Raw genomic sequence first — 17,489 nt, forward strand, 5'->3', positions numbered from 1 at the left:
GTGACGCACCCCGGCAGGGCGGTTCGCCGACTGCCCGCGCTTGCATGTAAAGTAGGGTCCGTTGCCGCGCCAGGGTGCGGCGGCGCGGGCGTAGCTCAATGGTAGAGCGCTAGCTTCCCAAGCTCGATACGCGGGTTCGATTCCCGTCGCCCGCTCGTTTCCGGCTCCGGCCGGAGGAAAACCCCGGCCCCTGCGGCCGGGGTTTTCCTCGTTCCGGGGTCCGTCCGCCGCCGGGCGGCTCCGGCCGGATCGCGCGCTTCCCGGCAGGGGAACCCGCCCCGCCGGCGCGGGCGTAGAATGGGCGCCGATGAAACGCACAATGTTCAAGTCCAAGATCCACCGCGCCACGGTCACGCACGCGGACCTGCACTACGTGGGGTCCGTCACGGTGGACCTTGACCTGCTGGAGGCCGCCGACATCCTGCCCGGCGAGCTGGTCGCCATCGTGGATGTCACCAACGGCGCCCGCCTGGAGACCTACACGATCGCCGGCGAGCGCGGCTCCGGCGTGATCGGTATCAACGGCGCCGCCGCCCACCTGGTCGACGTCGGCGACACCGTCATCCTCATTACCTACGCCGCAATGGAGGACGCCGAGGCGCGCGCCTTCGTGCCCACCGTGGTCCATGTGGACGCGGAGAACCGGGTGCTGGCCCTCGGCAGCGACCCGGCCGAGGCCCTCGCCGCCGGCGTCGAGGCTCCCCCGCTCTCACTGCACCGCCTGCCCTAGGCGCGCCGCCGGTGCTGGGGGTACTCACCGGATTCACCGTTGTCTGGATCATCATCGGGGTCGGATATGCCGTGGGCCGGCTGCAGGTCCTGGGCCCCGGCGCCCAGCAGGTGCTGAGCCGGCTGGCCTTCTTCGTCGCCTCCCCCGCCCTGCTGCTGGTCACGCTCAGCGACGCCGACCTGCACCAGGTGTTTTCGCTGCCGCTGCTGGTCGCCGCGGGATCGGCGGTGTCCACCGCCGTCCTCTACCTCCTGGCCACCCGCTGGTGGCTGCGCCGGCCCCTGCCGGAGCTGCTGGTGGGCGGCATGTCGGCGTCGCTGGTGAACGCCGCGAACCTGGGCCTTCCCATCGCCGTCTATGTGCTCGGCGACGCCGCGCTCATCGCCCCCGTGCTGATCTTCCAGCTCGCCGCCTACACCCCGGTGTTCCTGCTGCTGATGGACGCCACCGGCGGAGCCCGGGGCCCCTCCGTCCGGGCCGTCGCGGCGCAGGTGGGCCGCAACCCCATCATCATCGGCACGCTGATCGGCCTGCTGCTCTCAGCCACCGGCACCACCCTGCCGACCATTGTGCGGGAACCGATCTCCCTGATCGGCGGGGCCGCGGTCCCGGCGATGCTGCTGGCCTTCGGGATCTCCCTGGTCGGTTCGCGGCCGCTGGAGAAGGCCGCCGGCCGGCGCGCCGACGTCCTGCTGGCGTCGGCGTTCAAGCTGCTCGTCCAGCCCGCCCTGGCCTTCCTGCTGGCCCGCTGGGTGCTCGGCCTCGAGGGGCACCTGCTGTTCACCGTGGTGGTCTGCGCGGCCCTGCCCACGGCCCAGAACATGTTCGTCATGGCCTCCCGCTACGACCGCGGCGTCGTGATCGCCAAGGACACGGTGCTGCTGACCACCATTGCCTCCCTTCCGGTCCTGGCCGCCGTCGCCGCCCTGCTGGCCTGACCCGCCCTTCCGCGGTCTCCGCCGATCACGCCCCCGGCTATGGGTTTTCTTCGGCTTTGCCCGGTTTTCAGTGGAAAATCCTCCTGTCTTGGGCATACTGTCAGTCGACAGGCTGCTGACGATTCCTGCGGCCCACGGGAGAACAGCCCGTGCCGACAACGACGTGGAGGCACACGCCCATGGCAAAGGTTGCAAGACAACGGGGCTCCAGCCGCGGGGGAACGCGGGCGGCAGCAGGCTTGGTCCTGGCCGTCGGTGCCACGCTCCTGACCGGCTGCGCCGCGGATGACGGCACTCCGACACTGACCTGGTACATCAACCCCGACGACGGCGGGCAGGCCGAACTCGCCTCACGCTGCACCGACGCAGCCGAGGGCGAATACCGCATCGAAACCTCGCTTCTGCCCAGCGACGCCGCGTCCCAGCGGGAACAGCTGGCCCGCCGGCTCGCGGCCGGAGACCAGACCATGGACATCATGAGCCTGGACCCGCCGTTCGTGCCCGAACTGGCCGAGCCGGGCTTCCTGGCTCCCGTGCCCGAGGACGTGGCCGAACGCACCACGCAGAACATCGTGGAAGGCGCCCTGGAGGGCGCCACCTGGAACGACGAAATCGTGGCCGTCCCGTTCTGGGCCAACACCCAGATCCTCTGGTACCGCAAGTCGGTGGCGGAGGCGGCCGGCCTGGACATGACCCAGCCGGTGACCTGGGACCAGATCATCGAGGCGGCCCGCAGCCAGGGCAAGTACCTGGGCGTGCAGGGCGCCCGGGCCGAGTCCATGACCGTGTGGGTCAACGCCCTGGTCGAATCGGCCGGCGGGGCCATTGTGGAGAACCCGGAGGCTCCGGCCGACGAGATCCGGCTCGGCCTGGACACCGAGGCCGGCGCCCAGGCCGCTGAGATCGTCTCGACCATCGGCACCGAGGGGCTGGGCGGGCCGGGCCTGCCCACCCAGACGGAAAACACCTCCATGGTCCAGTTCCAGGGCGACCAGGGTTCGTTCATGGTGAACTACCCGTTCGTCTGGCCCGCCACCAACGCCGCGGTCGAGGAGGGGTCGCTGCCGGCCACGCTGATCGACGACATCGGCTGGGCGCTCTATCCCCAGGTCAACGCCGGTGAGGAGACAGCTCCCCCGCTGGGCGGGATCGACCTCGGCGTGGGCGCCGACAGCAGGTACCCCGACCTGGCCTACGACGCCATCGAGTGCATCGTCCAGCCGGAGAACCAGGCGTACTACTTCGTGAGCAACGGCAACCCGCCGGCCAACACCGACGCCTACAACGACCAGGCCGCCCTGGAGTCCTTCCCGATGGCGGACACCATCCGGGAGTCCCTGGAGCTGGCCAAGCCCCGGCCGCAGACTCCGTACTACAACGAGGTATCGACCGGCATCCAGCAGACCTGGACGCCGCCGGCCGACGTTGATCCGCAGACCACGCCGGAGACAAGCCAGGAGTTCATCCTGGCCGTCCTCAGAGGGGAGAAACTGCTGTGAGCACTTCCGTTGAAACCCTTCGCGGCAGGCCGGCGGAGACCGGAGGCGGCAACGGCCGGCAGAAACTGAGCGACCGCGCCCGGGCCGAGCGCCGGCTCGGGTTCTGGCTGGCCGGCCCCGCGTTCATCATCATGCTGGCCGTCACCGCCTATCCCATCCTGCTGGCCCTGTGGGATTCGCTCTTCCGCTACCGGCTCACCGCTCCGGGCGAGCGCGAGTTCGTGGGCCTCACCAACTACGCGGTGATCCTCTCCGACGGCGTCTTCTGGCGGGACCTGGGCGTGACCACCCTGATCACCGTGGTCACGGTGGTCATCGAGCTGATCCTCGGCTTCGCCCTGGCCCTGGTCATGAACAGTGCCCTGAAATCCGTGCGGGGCTGGCTGCGCACGGCCATCCTGGTGCCCTACGGGATCATCACCGTGGTCTCGGCGTTTGCCTGGTTCTACGCCTTCGACATCAACTCCGGGTACATCAACAGCTGGTTCAGCTGGGTGCCCGGCATCAATCCGGACCTGAACTGGTTCGCGGACTTCGGCACCGCCATCACGGTGATCATGGCCTCCGAGATCTGGAAGACGACGCCGTTCATCTCCCTGCTGCTGCTGGCCGGCCTGGCGCAGGTGCCCGGGGAGCTGACCGAAGCGGCGGCCGTCGACGGCGCCACCTGGTGGCAGCGGATGAGCCGGGTGATCATTCCCAACATGAAGGCAGCCATCATGGTCGCCGTCCTGTTCCGTGCGCTGGATGCCTTCCGCATCTTTGACAACGTCTACATCATGACCAACGGCGCCTACGGCACGGAAGTGCTCTCGCTGCTGGCCTACCGGACGTCGATCAGCAGGTTGGAAATCGGCCTCGGCTCGGCGGTGTCCGTGCTGCTGTTCCTCTGCGTGATCCTGATCTGCTTCATCGCCATCAAGCTGTTCAAGGTGGACCTGTCCGGTGCACGAGGGGGTAATTAGATGCAGAAATCATCCACCCGCCAGCGGGTCGTCTGGGGGATCATCTCGGTCCTGGTCATCCTCTACGCCCTGTTCCCGGTGGCCTCGATCCTGGCGACCTCGTTCAAGACACCCGCGGGGCTCACCTCGGGCACCTTCCTGCCGACCACCTGGACCACAGGCAACTACGAGCAGATCCTGGTCGGCGACGCCCAGGAACTGTTCCTGACGGCCCTGCGCAACTCGGTGGGCATCTGCCTGATCGCCACGTTCATCGCCGTCATCCTGGCCACGCTGTGCGCCTACGCCATCGCCCGCCTGGACTTCCCCGGCAAGCGGCTGGTGCTGACCACGGCGCTGGGCGTGTCCATCTTCCCGGTCATCTCGATCGTCACCCCGCTGTTCAACCTGTGGCGGAACATCGGCCTTTACGACACCTGGCCCGGCCTGATCATCCCCTACCTGTCGCTGACGCTGCCCATCTCCATCTGGACGCTCGCAGCGTTCTTCCGGCAGATCCCCTGGGAACTGGAGCAGGCCGCGCAGGTGGACGGCGCCACCACGTGGCAGGCGTTCCGCAAGGCCATCGTGCCGCTGGCCGCCCCGGGCGTGTTCACGACGGCGATCATCGCCTTCTTCATCGCCTGGAATGATTTCGTGTACGGCATCTCGCTGACCTCCACCGAGGCCGCCCGCCCGGTGCCCGCCGCACTCGCGTTCTTCACTGGGGCGTCCCAGTTCGAGGAGCCGACCGGCGCGATTTCCGCAGCGGCGATCATCGTGACCATCCCCGTCGTCGTGCTGGTGCTGCTGTTCCAGCGGCAGATCGTTTCCGGCCTCACCCAGGGCGCCGTCAAGGGCTGACGCCCTGCCGTCCGGACATAGAAAAGGATCACGAACAAAATGGCATCCATCACCCTCAACAATCTGGTCAAGAAGTACGGCGACGGGTTCCCGGCCGTCAACAACGTGTCCCTGGACATTGCCGACGGTGAGTTCATCATCCTGGTGGGCCCGTCCGGCTGTGGAAAGTCGACGCTGCTGCGGATGATCGTCGGGCTGGAGGACATCACCTCCGGGGACCTGCTCATCAACGGTGAGCGGGTCAACGACAAGGCCCCCCGGGACCGCAACCTGGCCATGGTGTTCCAGAACTATGCCCTCTACCCGCACCTGACCGTCTTCGAGAACATCGCCTTCCCGCTGCGGCTGCAGAAAAGCAAATACTCCGATGACCAGATCCGGAAGCTGGTCACCGACGCCGCGTCCACCCTGGAGCTGACCGAGCACCTGGACCGCAAGCCGGGCAACCTCTCCGGCGGCCAGCGGCAGCGCGTCGCGATGGGCCGGGCGATCGTCCGGCAGGCCGACGCGTTCCTGTTCGATGAGCCGCTGTCGAACCTTGACGCCAAGCTGCGCGGCCAGATGCGCTCGGAGATTTCGCAGATGCAGCGCCGGCTGGGCATCACCAGCGTCTACGTCACCCACGACCAGACCGAGGCCATGACCCTGGGCGACCGGGTGGCCGTGCTGAAGAAGGGTGAACTGCAGCAGGTGGCCTCGCCGCGGGAACTCTACGAACAGCCCGTCAACCTGTTCGTCGCCGGCTTCATCGGCTCCCCGTCGATGAACTTCCTGCCGGCCACCCCCGCCGGCGAGAACACGCTGAGCACCGCCGTCGGCGATATCCGGATTCCTCCGGAGAAGGCGGCCAAGGCCGCCGGAAAGAAGGTCGTGCTGGTCGGCATCCGGCCCGAGTTCTTCGAGGACGCCTCACTGGTCGACGAGTCCAAGCGGGCGCACGGCTCCACCTTCACCGCCCCGATCACCCACACCGAGTGGCTGGGCAATGAACAGTACGGCTACATCCACTTTGATCCGACACCGGAGGTGCGTGAGCTCCTCAACAGCCTCGCCCGCGACATGGACGCCGACGAGCTGCGGCCGCAGGTGGTCGTCACCCTGGACGCGGCGAGCCGGATCCGCGGCGGCCGCGACGCCGAGCTGTGGCTGGACACCCGCAAGATCCACATCTTCGATCCGGAGACGGGCGAGAACCTGACCCGGGACGCCGACGCCGGGGCCCGGCTCACCGAGGAGGCCAACAGCCAGCGCGCCGAGGAGATCGCGATGGCACGGGAGGAACAGGAGCAGGAGGTAGCCACGGCCCAGGACTGACCGGGCCGGCACGGTGCCCGGCGGCGGGGTTCATCCCCGCCGCCGGGTCTCCTGCGCGCCGCGCCGGGGCCCGTCCTGCAGGTAACCTTGAGCGGGTGCAGGCAACATCACCACTGGTCCGGACCGTCACGACGTGGCTCTCAGCGCTTATGCTCGCCGTCGCGGCGGCGACCGTCAGCATCTACCTCGTCAATACCCGCGTCTACGGGCCCGAGGCGAAGGTCGAGGAGTACCTCGACGCGCTGCGCGCCGGTGACGGCGGCCTCGCCCTCGGACTGCTCAACGCGGCGGTCCCCGAGGGGGCGGACGCGGCGCTGCTGGACGGCGAACCCCTGGCGCAGTCCGTCACGGATCTGCAGGTGCAGGACATCTCCGCCGGCGGCGCGTCCGGCGACCAGGTGCCGGTGGCCGTGACCTACACGCTGGACGGCTCCGAGGGCAGGACCGAATTCGCCCTCCGCCGGGCCGGCACCAGCTGGCTGTTCTTCACCCGATGGGAGTTCGTCCCGTCCACCCTGCCCACGGTGCAGGTCAGCGCGCCGAACCTCGCCGAGGCCGGCGTCAACGGCGCGCGGGTGGCCCTGCCGGAGGGCACCGGCACCTTCGCGGCGTTCTACCCCGGACGGGTGGGTGCCTCCTACGCCAGCAAGTACTTCGAAGCGCCGGAGGAGGCCGCCGTCGTCGAATCCTCCGACGCCTCCGCGCGCCTGCCCCTGAGCACCCGGGCGACGCCGGCCCTCGTGGAGGACGTGCAGGAACAGGTGCGGGGCTTCCTCGACGGCTGCACGGACGGACAAAGCCGCCTGGCCCCGCCGGGCTGCCCCTTCTACCACTTCACGAACAACCGGGTGGAGGAGCCCATCACCTGGGAGATCACCGAGTATCCGGAGGTGGAGATTTCCGCAGGGAACCAGGCCTGGGTGGTGGCGCCGCTGAACGGGCGTGCCAAGGTCACCGCCACCGAAACCGATCTGTTCACCGGGGCGAAGAAGCCGCTGGTGGCCGAGACGGACTTCAGCTTCGCCGCCCGCCTCTCGGTGGGCCAGGACTCCGCCGTCCTCACGCCGCTGGTCGACTAGGGCGGCCCTCCCGGCCGCAAACAGCACAGGAGGCCCTCCCCGCCGGGGAGGGCCTCCTGTGCATCAGCTGCCGGTTCGCCGGCCGCGCGGACTCAGTCCATGCCGCGCAGGTCCAGGGTCAGCTCGCTGACCCCGTCGGCCTCGATGCTGACCGGGATGCCCCAGTCCTGCTGGTACAGGTGGCAGGCCGCGTGGTCGGGGATCTCGCCGCCGGGCTCCCCGTCGCAGGCCGCCGCCCGGGCGGTGATGTGCAGGACCCCCTCCGCCACCTCATCGGAGAGGACCAGCTCGCGGACCAGGCCGGTGGAGGTGCCCCCTCCCGAGATGAGCAGGGACTCCGGCGAGGAGGAGATCTTCAGCTGCGTGGGATCGCCCCAGCGGTCGTCCAGCTTCTGGCCCGTGGGGGCCTTGAAACGTACGGTCAGCGCCAGCGGGCCCGGCGCGACGGCGGTCTTCGGGCGCTGCGTCTGGCGCGCGCCTTCGTCCACCGACTGCGCCTCCCGCGGAATGGGAACGCGTACCAGCTGGTGCCGGTTGGCCTCGACCACGATCAGCAGGGGCTCCGCGGCCGCGGTGTCCAGCAGGACGCCGGAGGGCTCGGCCAGTCCCCGGGCCAGGGTGGAGACGGTGCCGGAGGCCGGGTCGTACCGCCGCACGGCGCCGTTGTAGGTGTCGGCGACGGCCACGGAGCCGTCAGGCAGGATCGCGGTGCCCAGCGGGTGCTGCAGGCGCGCCTCGGCGGCCGGGCCGTCGCGGAAGCCGAAGTCGAACAGTCCGCTGCCGATGGCGGTGTCCACCTGCACGGTGCCGTCCGGCTGCGGGGTCAGCACCCGCAGGGCGGAGGTTTCGGAGTCGGCCACCCAGATCCGGCCTTCGGCGTCCTGCGCCAGCCCGGAGGACTGGGCGAACCAGGCTTCGGAGCCGGGACCGTCGAGCAGGCCCTCCAGTCCGGTGCCGGCCAGGACGGCGACGGCGCCGGTGAGCGGATCGAAGCTGAAGATCTGGTGGGTGCCGGCCATGGCCACGACCACGGTGTCGAGCGCCGTGGAGAACAGGGCGTCCCAGGGCGAGGACAGGCTGACGTTCAGCGGGTCCGGCCCCAGCTCCTGCCCGGCGTCCAGGAGCCGCTGCACGCCGTTGCCGGCAAGCGTGGTCACCGTGCCGTCGGCCAGCCGCACCCCGCGCAGCCGGTGGTTGACGGTGTCGGCGACGACGACGTCGTACCCGGCCTTCTCGGCGACGGCTGCGGGAAGCACAGCCAGGCCCTGGGGTTCGTTGAAGCGGGCGGTGCCGGCATCGCCGTCGCGCCAGCCCTTGGTGCCGTCGCCGATGACGCGGCGGACGGTGGCCAGGTCGGACTCCAGCTCCACGAGCCGGTGGTGGCCGGTGTCGGCGACCAGGAAGCTGCCTTCGGGCAGGGCCACGGCCTTGCCCGGGAAGCGCAGGTCTCCGGCGGTGGGCTCGGCCGGGACGTAGGGGCCGTCGCCGCGGTGCAGCGTGCCCTTCGCTTCGTGCTCGGCGACCAGCTCGGCGACCAGCGAGTCCAGCCCGGCGGCGTGGCCCTCGCCGGACAGGTGGGCGACGATGTAGCCCTCCGGGTCCACCACCACGAGGGTGGGCCAGGCACGGGCGGTGTAGGCCTGCCAGGTGGCGAGCTCGGGGTCGTCCAGGACGGGGTGGTGGATCTCGTAGCGTTCGACGGCGGCGGCCAGCGCCTCCGGGTCCGCCTCGTGCTCGAACTTGGGCGAGTGGACGCCCACGGTCACCAGGACGTCGGAGTACTTTTCCTCGAGCGGGCGCAGCTCATCGAGCACGTGCAGGCAGTTGATGCAGCAGAAGGTCCAGAAGTCCAGCAGTACGACCTTGCCGCGCAGGTCCTCGAGCTGCAGCTGCGCTCCGCCGGTGTTGAGCCAGTTGCGGCCCACCAGTTCGGAGGCACGCACCCGGTATCCGGCGTGCACGGTTTCGGTCATGGACGATCTCCTCGGTTCTCGGTCCTGGCGTCACGTTCGGCCAGCTTGGCGAACATGTCGTTGTAAGCGGCCAGGTCCGCATCATTATTCCGTGCGGCCGCCCGATCACTGCGTTTTGTTTCGCGGGCGTCATCACGGGACCACTGATAGGCGACGAGGATGGCGACGATCAGGGTGGGGACCTCTCCCACGCCCCACATGATCGCACCGCCGGTCTGCTGGTCCTCGAGGGCGCTGAAGCCCCAGTCGTGGCCCATGGCCCCGAAGTAGGAGGCCTGGATCAGCGAGGTCTGGCCCATCACGGCCACGCCGAAGAACGCGTGGAAGGCCATGGTGGCCAGCAGCACCACCAGCCGCATGGGGTACGGGAAGCGCTTGGGCAGCGGGTCGATGCCGATCATGGTCAGGACGAAGATGTACCCGGTGAGCACGAAGTGGACGACCATCAGCTCGTGGCCGACGTGCTCGCGCAGCGCGAACCCGAAGAGGTCCGAGTAGTAGAAGATGATGATCGATCCGGCGAAGTTGATCGCCGCGAAGATGGGGTTGGTGATGATCTTCGAGTAGGTGGAGTGCACGCCGATGAGGATCCACTCGCGCAGGCCCCGGGTTCCGTCCCCGCGCGGGGTCAGGGCCTTCAGCGCCAGCGTCACCGGCGCGCCCAGGACCAGGAACAGCGGCACCACCATGGTCATCGCCATGTGGCCGAGCATGTGCGTGCTGAACAGCACCGCCCCGTACACGGCCGGCGCGCCGCTGGTCACGTAGGTGAGGGCAAGCAGGCCGATCAGCCAGCAGACGGTGCGGTGCACCGGCCATTTGTCGCCGCGGCGGCGCAGCTTCGCGGCCCCGCGCAGGTAGGCCACGGCCAGGGTGATCACGATGGCCACCCACAGCCAGTCGAACCGCCACTCGGTCAGGTACCGTTCCCCGGTCAGCTCCGGCGGCAGGTCGTAGCCGGTCAGGATGCGGGCGGGCGTTGCGTCCGGCGGGAGTTCCTCCGGCCGGGGCGTGGCCGTGCGGCCCAGGGCGACGGCGACGCCGGAGACGGCGCCCATGATCAGCAGTTCCACGGCGATCAGCTGCCACAGGACCCGCCGGGCACTCATTCGGCCGAGCTGCGGGATCACCCATCGCCGGTGCATGAAGCCCAGCACGCCCAGCAGCAGGGTCAGGGCCGCTTTGACGGCGACCAGCATGCCCCAGCGGCTGCCGAGCTGCTCCAGGGTGGTGATGCGCAGCAGGGAGTTGATCACGCCGGAGGCGAGGACCAGGAAGAACGCGAATCCGGCCAGCGCGGAGTAGCGCCGCAGCACGGGTTCGAGGAACCCGTCCAGCTGGCGGGAGATGAAGGCGAGCACGATGATGCCGCCGATCCAGAGGCAGACGCCCAGCAGGTGCAGGCCGATGGAGTTGACGGCGGCGCTGTGGTCGTCGCCGCCGGCGGAGTGCCCGGTCAGGGCGATGGGCAGCAGGGCGGCGAACGCCAGGACGGCGGTGAAGGCCAGCCCGCCCAGGGAACGGACGCCGAAGGTCAGCGTCGCGGTGACGGCGGCGAGGATGCTGACCGCCAGCCAGGCCCGGCCGACGGCGAAGTCGGTGAGGAACGAGGCCAGGCCGGAGGTGTACGCCGGGTCCGCGCTCAGCGGCAGGCCGGAGACATCGGAGTACGTGAAGACCAGCACGCCGAGGGCCGCGAGGGTCCAGACGGCGGCGGCGCCGCCGGCCAGCGACAGCGCGCGGGTAAAGGCCGGATGCTCGGGCTCGTCGGGGCGGAGCTTGTGCCCGCGGCGGGTGGCGCGGTCCTTGGGCAGGATGAACAGCGCGAAGACCAGGGCGCCGATCACGGCGGCCATGGCGACGTTGTTCAGGCCCTTGGCCACCGGCAGGGCCCACCGGGTCAGGGCCCCCGGATCGGCGAGCTGCTGTGCGGCTGCGGCGCCGCTGAACAGCAGCGCGGCGGTCATCGCCAGCAGCAGGGCCGCGGCCGCCGCGGCAAGCCAGCCCGGCTTGAGTCCCGCCCCGGCGGATTCGGTCCCCGCGGCGGCGCCGTCGGGGCGCCGGGCAGTCTCGGTCTTGGCAGAGTTTGGCACGGTATCCATTCTCTACCCCCGGAACCGGGCGGGCCAATCGGGGGGCCGGAGACGGCGAAGGGGCCGGTGCAGATGCACCGGCCCCTGCCGTGGTGTTCTGAAAGAACTACTTCTTGGCGACGGCGGCCTTCAGCTTCGAGCCGGCGGTCAGCTTGACGCTGTGGCCGGCGGGGATCTGGATGGTCTCGCCGGTCTGCGGGTTGCGGCCGGTGCGGGCGGCACGGTCGGTGCGCTCGACGGCGAGCCAGCCCGGGATGGTGATCTTCTCGCCGTTGGCGACGGAGTTGGCGAAGATATCGAACACTGCGTCGAGGACGCCGTTCACTGCGGTCTGGCTGTTGCCGGACTTCTCAGCGACAGCGGCAACAAGTTCACTGCGGTTCATAGCCAATTTATGTCCTCCTGGACTCTTTGGTGTGCGGCGGTGCATGTGCGGTCCGCTTCTGCGGTTCCGCCTCTGTTGGAAACTTACCAGCTTGGCAGGACGCCGGACGCCAAATTCCGCTGATTTTCAGGGGTTTTTCCGGATTTCCGCGCGTTTGGGGCCCCGGATGCGCGGCGAACAGGTGAACCGGCCGGCACGGCCGTTAACGCCGGAAGGACGGCGCCCCTTACGGGGTGCCGTCCTTCCGCAGCTCTCAGGCGTTGCCTACCAGCTGGACTTCTTGATGCCGGGCAGTTCGCCGGCGTGCGCCATGTCGCGGAAGCGGACACGGGAGATGCCGAACTTCTGGAGGGTGCCGCGGGGACGCCCGTCGATCTGGTCGCGGTTGCGCAGGCGAACCGGGGAGGCGTTGCGGGGCAGCTTCTGCAGGCCCAGGCGGGCCTCTTCGCGGGCCTCGTCGGTCGCGTTCGGATCGACCAGGGTCTTCTTCAGCTCAGCGCGCTTGGCGGCGTAGCGCTCGACGACGAGCTTTCGCTGCTCGTTGCGGGCAATCTTGGACTTCTTTGCCATTTAGCGCTCCTCGCGGAATTCGACGTGCTGACGGATCTTCGGGTCGTACTTCTTCAGGACCAGACGATCCGGATCGTTGCGGCGGTTCTTGCGGGTCACGTAGGTGTACCCGGTGCCGGCGGTGGACTTCAGCTTGATGATCGGACGTACGTCCTTGTCCTTGGCCACTACAGCTTCACGCCCTTCGCAAGCAGTTCCGCGACGACCGCGTCAATGCCGCGCACGTCGATGGTCTTGATGCCGCGGGCCGAAACCTGCAGCGTCACGTTGCGCCGCAGGGACGGAACCCAGTAGCGCTTCTTCTGAATGTTCGGATCGAACCGGCGCTTGTTGCGGCGGTGCGAGTGCGAAATGCTGTGACCAAAGCCGGGAACGGCTCCGGTTACCTGGCAGTAAGCTGCCATGATCTCTCCTCCAGTAGTAGTAAATATGGCGGTCCCTCACGAAGAGCGTCCCGCCACCAGTTTTGACACCGTTATTACTGCGACTTTCCGGAGGTTGACCTGGCGGGGTGAGATCCAGCCGAAGTGCCTCGCCGCGGGGAAGACGGTGAAGTTCGGGTTGCCGCCGGGGAGCCCGACAACAGCCTTCAATTCTAGGTTCAAACGGACGCCCACGCAAATGACGCCCTGCCAGGCAGGGCGGTCCACGACGTGGGTTAACGCCCCACCATCATAGGGTGCCGGACCGAATCATTCAAACCGGGCCTGCGGGCGGCCCGCCGGGCAGGGCCGCCCTGTGGGCCGCGGCACAGCGGGTCAGCTGCGCTCCACGTCGCCGTTGCGGGCCATGACGCCGATGCCGGTGTCGCCGCCGGCGCCGTCGATCACCGCGTCCGCGGGGACCTCGACGCCGGAGTCCACCACCAGGTTCCGCAGCCGGGCACCTGAGGGAACCATCACATTGTCCAGCAGGACGCAGGAGTCCACCTCCGCCCCGGCTTCAACCACGGTTCCGGGGCCGACAACGCTGCGGACGAGCGTGCCGTCCACCCGTGAGCCGGGGGCCAGCAGGCTGGTGCGGACCTCGGCCTGCTCCCCCACGAAGCCGGGCAGCCGGCGGGGGCTGGCGCTGAGGATCGGCCAGCGGGGGTCGTCGAAGTTCAGGCCGCGGCCCTCCAGCAGGTCCATATGCGCTTCGTGGTAGCTGGCCGGGGTGCCCATGTCCCGCCAGTACCCCTCGAGCCGGTGCTCGGCCACGGTGCGGTGCTCCACCAGCCAGGGCACCAGCTGGTCGCCGTAGTCCTCCAGCTGCCCGTGTTCGGCAGCGAGCGCATCCATGGTGTCCAGCAGCACGGCGGCGTCGTAAAGGAAGACCTCCGCCGCCACCAGGTCGCTCTTCGGTTCCTCGGGCTTGTACTCGAACCCGGTGACCCGCCCGTCCCGCACCTCGACCACCCCGTGCTGTGAGGGGTTGTTCCGGATCCGGTTGGTGACGACGGTCAGGTCCGCGCCGGCGTTCCGGTGGGTCTCGACGACGTCGCGGTAGTCCAGGGAATACAGATGGTCGGCGCTGAGCACCAGCACCAGGTCGGGGTCGAACTCGCGGATGTAGTCCGCCTGCCGGTGCAGGGCATCGGCATTGCCTTCGGCGAAGCCCTCCCCCTCCCCGCCCTGGAACGGCGGCAGCACGCGCAGTCCCCCGTTGGTGCGGTCCAGGTCCCAGGGCCGGCCGCTGACCAGCTGGTCGTTCAGGGACTTGGGCTGGTACTGCTCCACGATCCAGACATCGCCGAACCCGCTGTTGTGCAGGTTGGACAGGGCGATGTCGATGAGGCTGTAGGAGCCGGCGACCGGCATGGCCGGCTTGGCGCGGTGGTCCGTCAGGCTGCCGAGGCGGCCTCCGGAGCCACCGGCGAGGATGACGGTCAGTATCCGTGGGGTGCGCATGGGTGCGTTTCCTCTCGGGTCGGCGTTGATGGTCGACGGCGGGGGGCGCGCCCGACCGAGGGCTAGGCGTCCGGCCGGGACATGAAGGTGTTGCCCGGGTCCAGGCGCCGCAGGATCCTGCTCCCGATCCGCTCCAGGTCCGCGATGTCCTTCGCGTCCAGGCCGTCGAACACGGCGGTCCGGACGGCTTCGACGTGGCCGGGGGCCAGTTCCCGGATCGCCGCGAACCCTTCGTCGGTCAGCTCGGCGGTGGTGACGCGTGCGTCGTCGGGCGAGGGTGCGCGGTGCATCCAGCCCCGGCCCTCGAGCTTCTTGACCACGTGCGAGAGCCGGGACAGGGAGGCGTTGGAGCGGGCGGCCAGCTCGCTCATGGGCAGCTTGCGTTCCGGGGTTTCGGAGACCATGGCCATGACGTGGTAGTCGAACAGCGTGATCCGGGCCCGGCGGAAGAGGTCGGCGTCGAGCCGGCCCGGGAGCCACTGGGTGACCCCGTAGAGGGCCAGCCATGCCCTGCGTTCCTCGGGGGCCAGCCAGCGCGGGGCCTGCTGGCTGCCGGGCTGCCCGGATGCGTCATCCATGGTCCAATTCTTCCACAGCTGGTTGAGGCTTCAACGGTTGGCCGGGGATTCGGCGGATCCCTCCGCGCGCTGTGCGTCAACCAGGTCGAAGGGCAGCTCGTCCACGTCGAGCAGCGGGTTCTCGTCCTGGCCGGCCACCAGCTCGCGGGCCTCCTCCTCGGTCGCCACGCTGGGCATGGAACCGGGCATCGGGCGCCGGGCCGATTCCTTCATGACACCGATCGCGACGGCGCCGATGGCCGAGGTGAGCATCAGGTAGTACGCGGGCATCATGTCGTCGCCGGTGGCGGCGATCAGGCCCTGCATGATCAGCGGGGCGGTGCCGCCGAAGATGGCGACCGCGAAGTTGTAGGCGATGCCCATGGCGCCGTAACGGCTGGCGGTCGGGAACAGGGCCGGCAGGGCCGAGGCGAGGTTGGCGACGTAGAAGGTCACCGGCACGGCCAGCAGGGCCAGGCCGAGCAGCGTGGACCAGACCGGGCCGCGGTCGATGAGCAGGAAGGCGGGCACGGCCAGCACGATGGTGGAGCCGGCGCCCATCCACAGCACCGGGCGGCGGCCGATCCGGTCGGAGAGCCGGCCGGTGAGCGGAATGCACAGGGCCATGGCCACCAGCACCGGGATGGTCAGCAGGGTGCCGTGCAGCGGGTCGTAGCCCTTGGCCTCGGTGAGGTAGGAGGGCATGTACGAGGTCAGCGCGTAGCCGACGGTGTTGGCGGCGGCCACCAGCACCATGGCCAGCACGATGCCCCGCCAGTAGGTGCGGAAGATGCCGAAGGTTCCCTGCGCGACGGCGTCCTGGTCCTTACCGGCGGCGGTGGCGGCGCTTTCCTCCTGCGCGTCCAGGGTGGCCTGGAAGGCCGGGGATTCCTCGATCCTGAGGCGGAAGTAGATGGCGACGGCGCCCAGCGGCCCGGCGATCAGGAACGGAATGCGCCAGCCCCACTCGAGCATGGTTTCCTCGCTGAGCGTCAGCTGCAGCGCGGACACCACGCCGGCCCCCAGGGCGAAGCCCATGTAGCTGCCCAGGTCCAGGATGCTGGCCAGGAAACCCCGGCGCTTGTCCGGGGCGTATTCGGAGACGAAGGTGGTGGCGCCGGCGTACTCGCCGCCGGTGGAGAAGCCCTGCAGCAGCTTCATCAGCACCAGCAGCACCGGCGCGGCGATGCCGATCTGCGCGTAGCCGGGCAGCAGGCCGATGACGAAGGTGGACGCTGCCATCATGATCAGCGTGGCGGCCAGGGTCTTCTGCCTGCCGATCCGGTCCCCGATACGCCCGAAGACGACGCCGCCCAGCGGCCGGGCGATGAAGGTGGCCGCGAAGACGCCGAGGCTGAACAGCAGCTGGGCCTGCGGATCCGCATCGGACAGGAAGACGGCGCCCATGGTGACGGCCAGGTAGCCGTAGACGCCGATGTCGAACCATTCCATGGTGTTGCCGACGACGGTGCCGCCGACGGCCTTTTTCATCATGGCGTGGTCGACGACGTTGACGTCTTCGACTTCGAGCCGGCGCCGTCGGAGCGGACGGCGGCGCGGCCTGGCGGCTGCTGCTGCGGGCGGATTGCTGGGCGGCTCGGCGGGCATTTGGTTCCCCCTCATGCGTGTGCGTGCAGTGCTTATCCCCGGCGGTTCACCGGATAAGCACTTGATTCTAGGGAATCATCAGCACACTGACGAAATCGGGGGGCCGCTCAGGGGCGCCGCCCGGGCGGGGCGGCCCCTGCTCCGGCGGGCTCAGCCGACCGGCTGCAGTGAGCGCAGCTGAGGGTATTTCGGGCTCATGCCGTCACCGGAGGAGACGCCCCGCAGCCGGCGCCCGATCCAGGGCCCGAAGTACTCCCTGGCCCACCGGGCGTCGTGCCGCAGCTGGTCCAGCCGGCCTCGGGCCGCCTGCGTTTCAAGCTCGGGGACGTCGATCGTGTCGGCGCTGCGCAGCACCTCCAGGACCTTCTTGGCCACGAGGATGTGCCCCGCTGCGGACATATGCAGCCGGTCCACGTCCCAGTAGCGTTCGTCCTGCAGCTGCCGCATCCGCCAGTAGTCGACCAGCTCGGCTCCCTGGTCCTCGGCCATTTCGCGCACCAGCTCGTTGTAGATCGCGGTGCGGCCCCGGGTGGTGCCGATCAGCGGGGCGGAGCCGGAGTCGAAGCCGGTGAAGACCAGCACCGCCGCGCCGGAGGCACGCAGCCTGGCCACACCCTCTCCGTAGGCGGCCACCAGGGAATCGATGTCCACCTTGGGGCGAAGGATGTCATTCCCGCCGGCGTAGATGGTGACCAGGGTCGGCTCCATCGCCAGGGCCGGCTCGATCTGCTCCGCCAGGACCTGGTGCAGCTTGCGTCCGCGGATCGCCAGGTTCGCGTATCCCCAGCCCCGGTCGGCAGCGGAGAGCTGCTCGGCGACCCGGTCCGCCCAGCCGCGTACCCCGTTGGGCCGGGAGTCGTCCCAGTCCCCCACTCCCTCGGTGAACGAATCTCCCAATGCCACGTATCGATGCGTAAATCTCACCTAGTCAGGGTACTTCCACTTGGGGGCCCGTCCCGTTTCCGCGGGGCGCGTGCGTCTAGACTCGAACCAGCGCGACGGCGCGCCCGGGCTGCCGGGCGCGACTGCCCCACGACCGAAAAAGG

General features: G+C 69.3%; 17 protein-coding genes and 1 tRNA gene. 8 read left to right on the plus strand and 10 right to left on the minus strand.

Annotated elements, in window-relative coordinates; all coding sequences use genetic code 11:
- The first annotated feature begins 84 nt into the window (after positions 1-84).
- The 8 genes from AC5RV6_RS03450 (at position 85) to AC5RV6_RS03485 (ending at position 7,368) form a co-directional block, all read left to right on the plus strand.
- A tRNA-Gly gene (locus AC5RV6_RS03450) sits at positions 85-155 on the plus strand.
- A gap of 152 nt (positions 156-307) precedes the next feature.
- A complete protein-coding gene (gene panD / locus AC5RV6_RS03455; protein WP_494005876.1) occupies positions 308-730 on the plus strand; it encodes an aspartate 1-decarboxylase in 423 nt (140 codons plus the stop codon).
- Between the two features lie 11 nt (positions 731-741).
- Entirely contained in the window at positions 742-1,668 is a 927-nt protein-coding gene (locus AC5RV6_RS03460) for an AEC family transporter (RefSeq protein ID WP_494005877.1), read from the plus strand.
- 179 nt (positions 1,669-1,847) lie between these two features.
- Positions 1,848-3,167: a sugar ABC transporter substrate-binding protein gene (locus AC5RV6_RS03465; protein WP_494005878.1), complete on the plus strand. Its 1,320-nt coding sequence runs from the start codon at positions 1,848-1,850 to the stop codon at positions 3,165-3,167.
- Complete coding sequence (locus AC5RV6_RS03470; RefSeq protein ID WP_494005879.1) at positions 3,164-4,132, plus strand: carbohydrate ABC transporter permease; 969 nt, start codon at positions 3,164-3,166, stop codon at positions 4,130-4,132. The genes AC5RV6_RS03465 and AC5RV6_RS03470 overlap by 4 nt, the downstream gene beginning before the upstream one ends.
- On the plus strand, positions 4,133-4,975 hold the full coding sequence (locus AC5RV6_RS03475) for a carbohydrate ABC transporter permease (RefSeq protein ID WP_494005880.1): 843 nt from the start codon (positions 4,133-4,135) through the stop codon (positions 4,973-4,975).
- Positions 4,976-5,014: 39 nt separating this feature from the next.
- Positions 5,015-6,289, plus strand: a complete 1,275-nt coding sequence (locus tag AC5RV6_RS03480; RefSeq protein ID WP_494005881.1) for an ABC transporter ATP-binding protein — start codon at positions 5,015-5,017, stop codon at positions 6,287-6,289.
- A gap of 95 nt (positions 6,290-6,384) precedes the next feature.
- A complete protein-coding gene (locus AC5RV6_RS03485; protein ID WP_494005882.1) occupies positions 6,385-7,368 on the plus strand; it encodes a hypothetical protein in 984 nt (327 codons plus the stop codon).
- Positions 7,369-7,460: 92 nt separating this feature from the next.
- Here the strand turns inward: AC5RV6_RS03485 and AC5RV6_RS03490 are convergent, their stop codons facing one another.
- The 10 genes from AC5RV6_RS03490 to AC5RV6_RS03535 all read right to left on the minus strand — a co-directional run bounded on the left by AC5RV6_RS03490 (position 7,461) and on the right by AC5RV6_RS03535 (position 17,367).
- Positions 7,461-9,341, minus strand: coding sequence for an NHL domain-containing thioredoxin family protein (locus AC5RV6_RS03490; RefSeq protein WP_494005883.1), 1,881 nt, complete (start codon positions 9,339-9,341; stop codon positions 7,461-7,463).
- Positions 9,338-11,443 carry a bifunctional copper resistance protein CopD/cytochrome c oxidase assembly protein gene (locus AC5RV6_RS03495; protein WP_494005884.1) on the minus strand — a complete coding sequence of 702 codons (2,106 nt, stop codon included), beginning with the start codon at positions 11,441-11,443 and terminating at the stop codon, positions 9,338-9,340. Before AC5RV6_RS03495 ends, AC5RV6_RS03490 begins: the two co-directional genes overlap by 4 nt.
- A gap of 97 nt (positions 11,444-11,540) precedes the next feature.
- On the minus strand, positions 11,541-11,825 hold the full coding sequence (locus AC5RV6_RS03500) for an HU family DNA-binding protein (protein WP_494005885.1): 285 nt from the start codon (positions 11,823-11,825) through the stop codon (positions 11,541-11,543).
- 258 nt (positions 11,826-12,083) lie between these two features.
- Entirely contained in the window at positions 12,084-12,389 is a 306-nt protein-coding gene (gene rpsN, locus AC5RV6_RS03505) for a 30S ribosomal protein S14 (protein WP_494005886.1), read from the minus strand.
- Positions 12,390-12,557, minus strand: a complete 168-nt coding sequence (gene rpmG / locus AC5RV6_RS03510) for a 50S ribosomal protein L33 (protein ID WP_003798558.1) — start codon at positions 12,555-12,557, stop codon at positions 12,390-12,392.
- Positions 12,557-12,793: a 50S ribosomal protein L28 gene (gene rpmB / locus AC5RV6_RS03515; RefSeq protein ID WP_494005887.1), complete on the minus strand. Its 237-nt coding sequence runs from the start codon at positions 12,791-12,793 to the stop codon at positions 12,557-12,559. The genes rpmG and rpmB overlap by 1 nt, the downstream gene beginning before the upstream one ends.
- Before the next feature lie 354 nt (positions 12,794-13,147).
- Positions 13,148-14,278, minus strand: a complete 1,131-nt coding sequence (locus AC5RV6_RS03520; RefSeq protein WP_494005888.1) for a glucose-1-phosphate adenylyltransferase family protein — start codon at positions 14,276-14,278, stop codon at positions 13,148-13,150.
- A gap of 62 nt (positions 14,279-14,340) precedes the next feature.
- Positions 14,341-14,856, minus strand: coding sequence for a MarR family winged helix-turn-helix transcriptional regulator (locus AC5RV6_RS03525; RefSeq protein WP_494005889.1), 516 nt, complete (start codon positions 14,854-14,856; stop codon positions 14,341-14,343).
- A gap of 30 nt (positions 14,857-14,886) precedes the next feature.
- Positions 14,887-16,443 (minus strand): MFS transporter, encoded by a 1,557-nt coding sequence (locus tag AC5RV6_RS03530; protein WP_494005890.1) that lies wholly within the window; start codon positions 16,441-16,443, stop codon positions 14,887-14,889.
- Positions 16,444-16,593: 150 nt separating this feature from the next.
- The gene (locus tag AC5RV6_RS03535) at positions 16,594-17,367 is read right to left on the minus strand and encodes an SGNH/GDSL hydrolase family protein (protein WP_494005891.1); all 774 of its coding nucleotides are present in this window, start codon (positions 17,365-17,367) and stop codon (positions 16,594-16,596) included.
- Positions 17,368-17,489 lie beyond the last annotated feature (122 nt).

The sequence above is a fragment of the Arthrobacter saudimassiliensis genome (assembly GCF_059090665.1).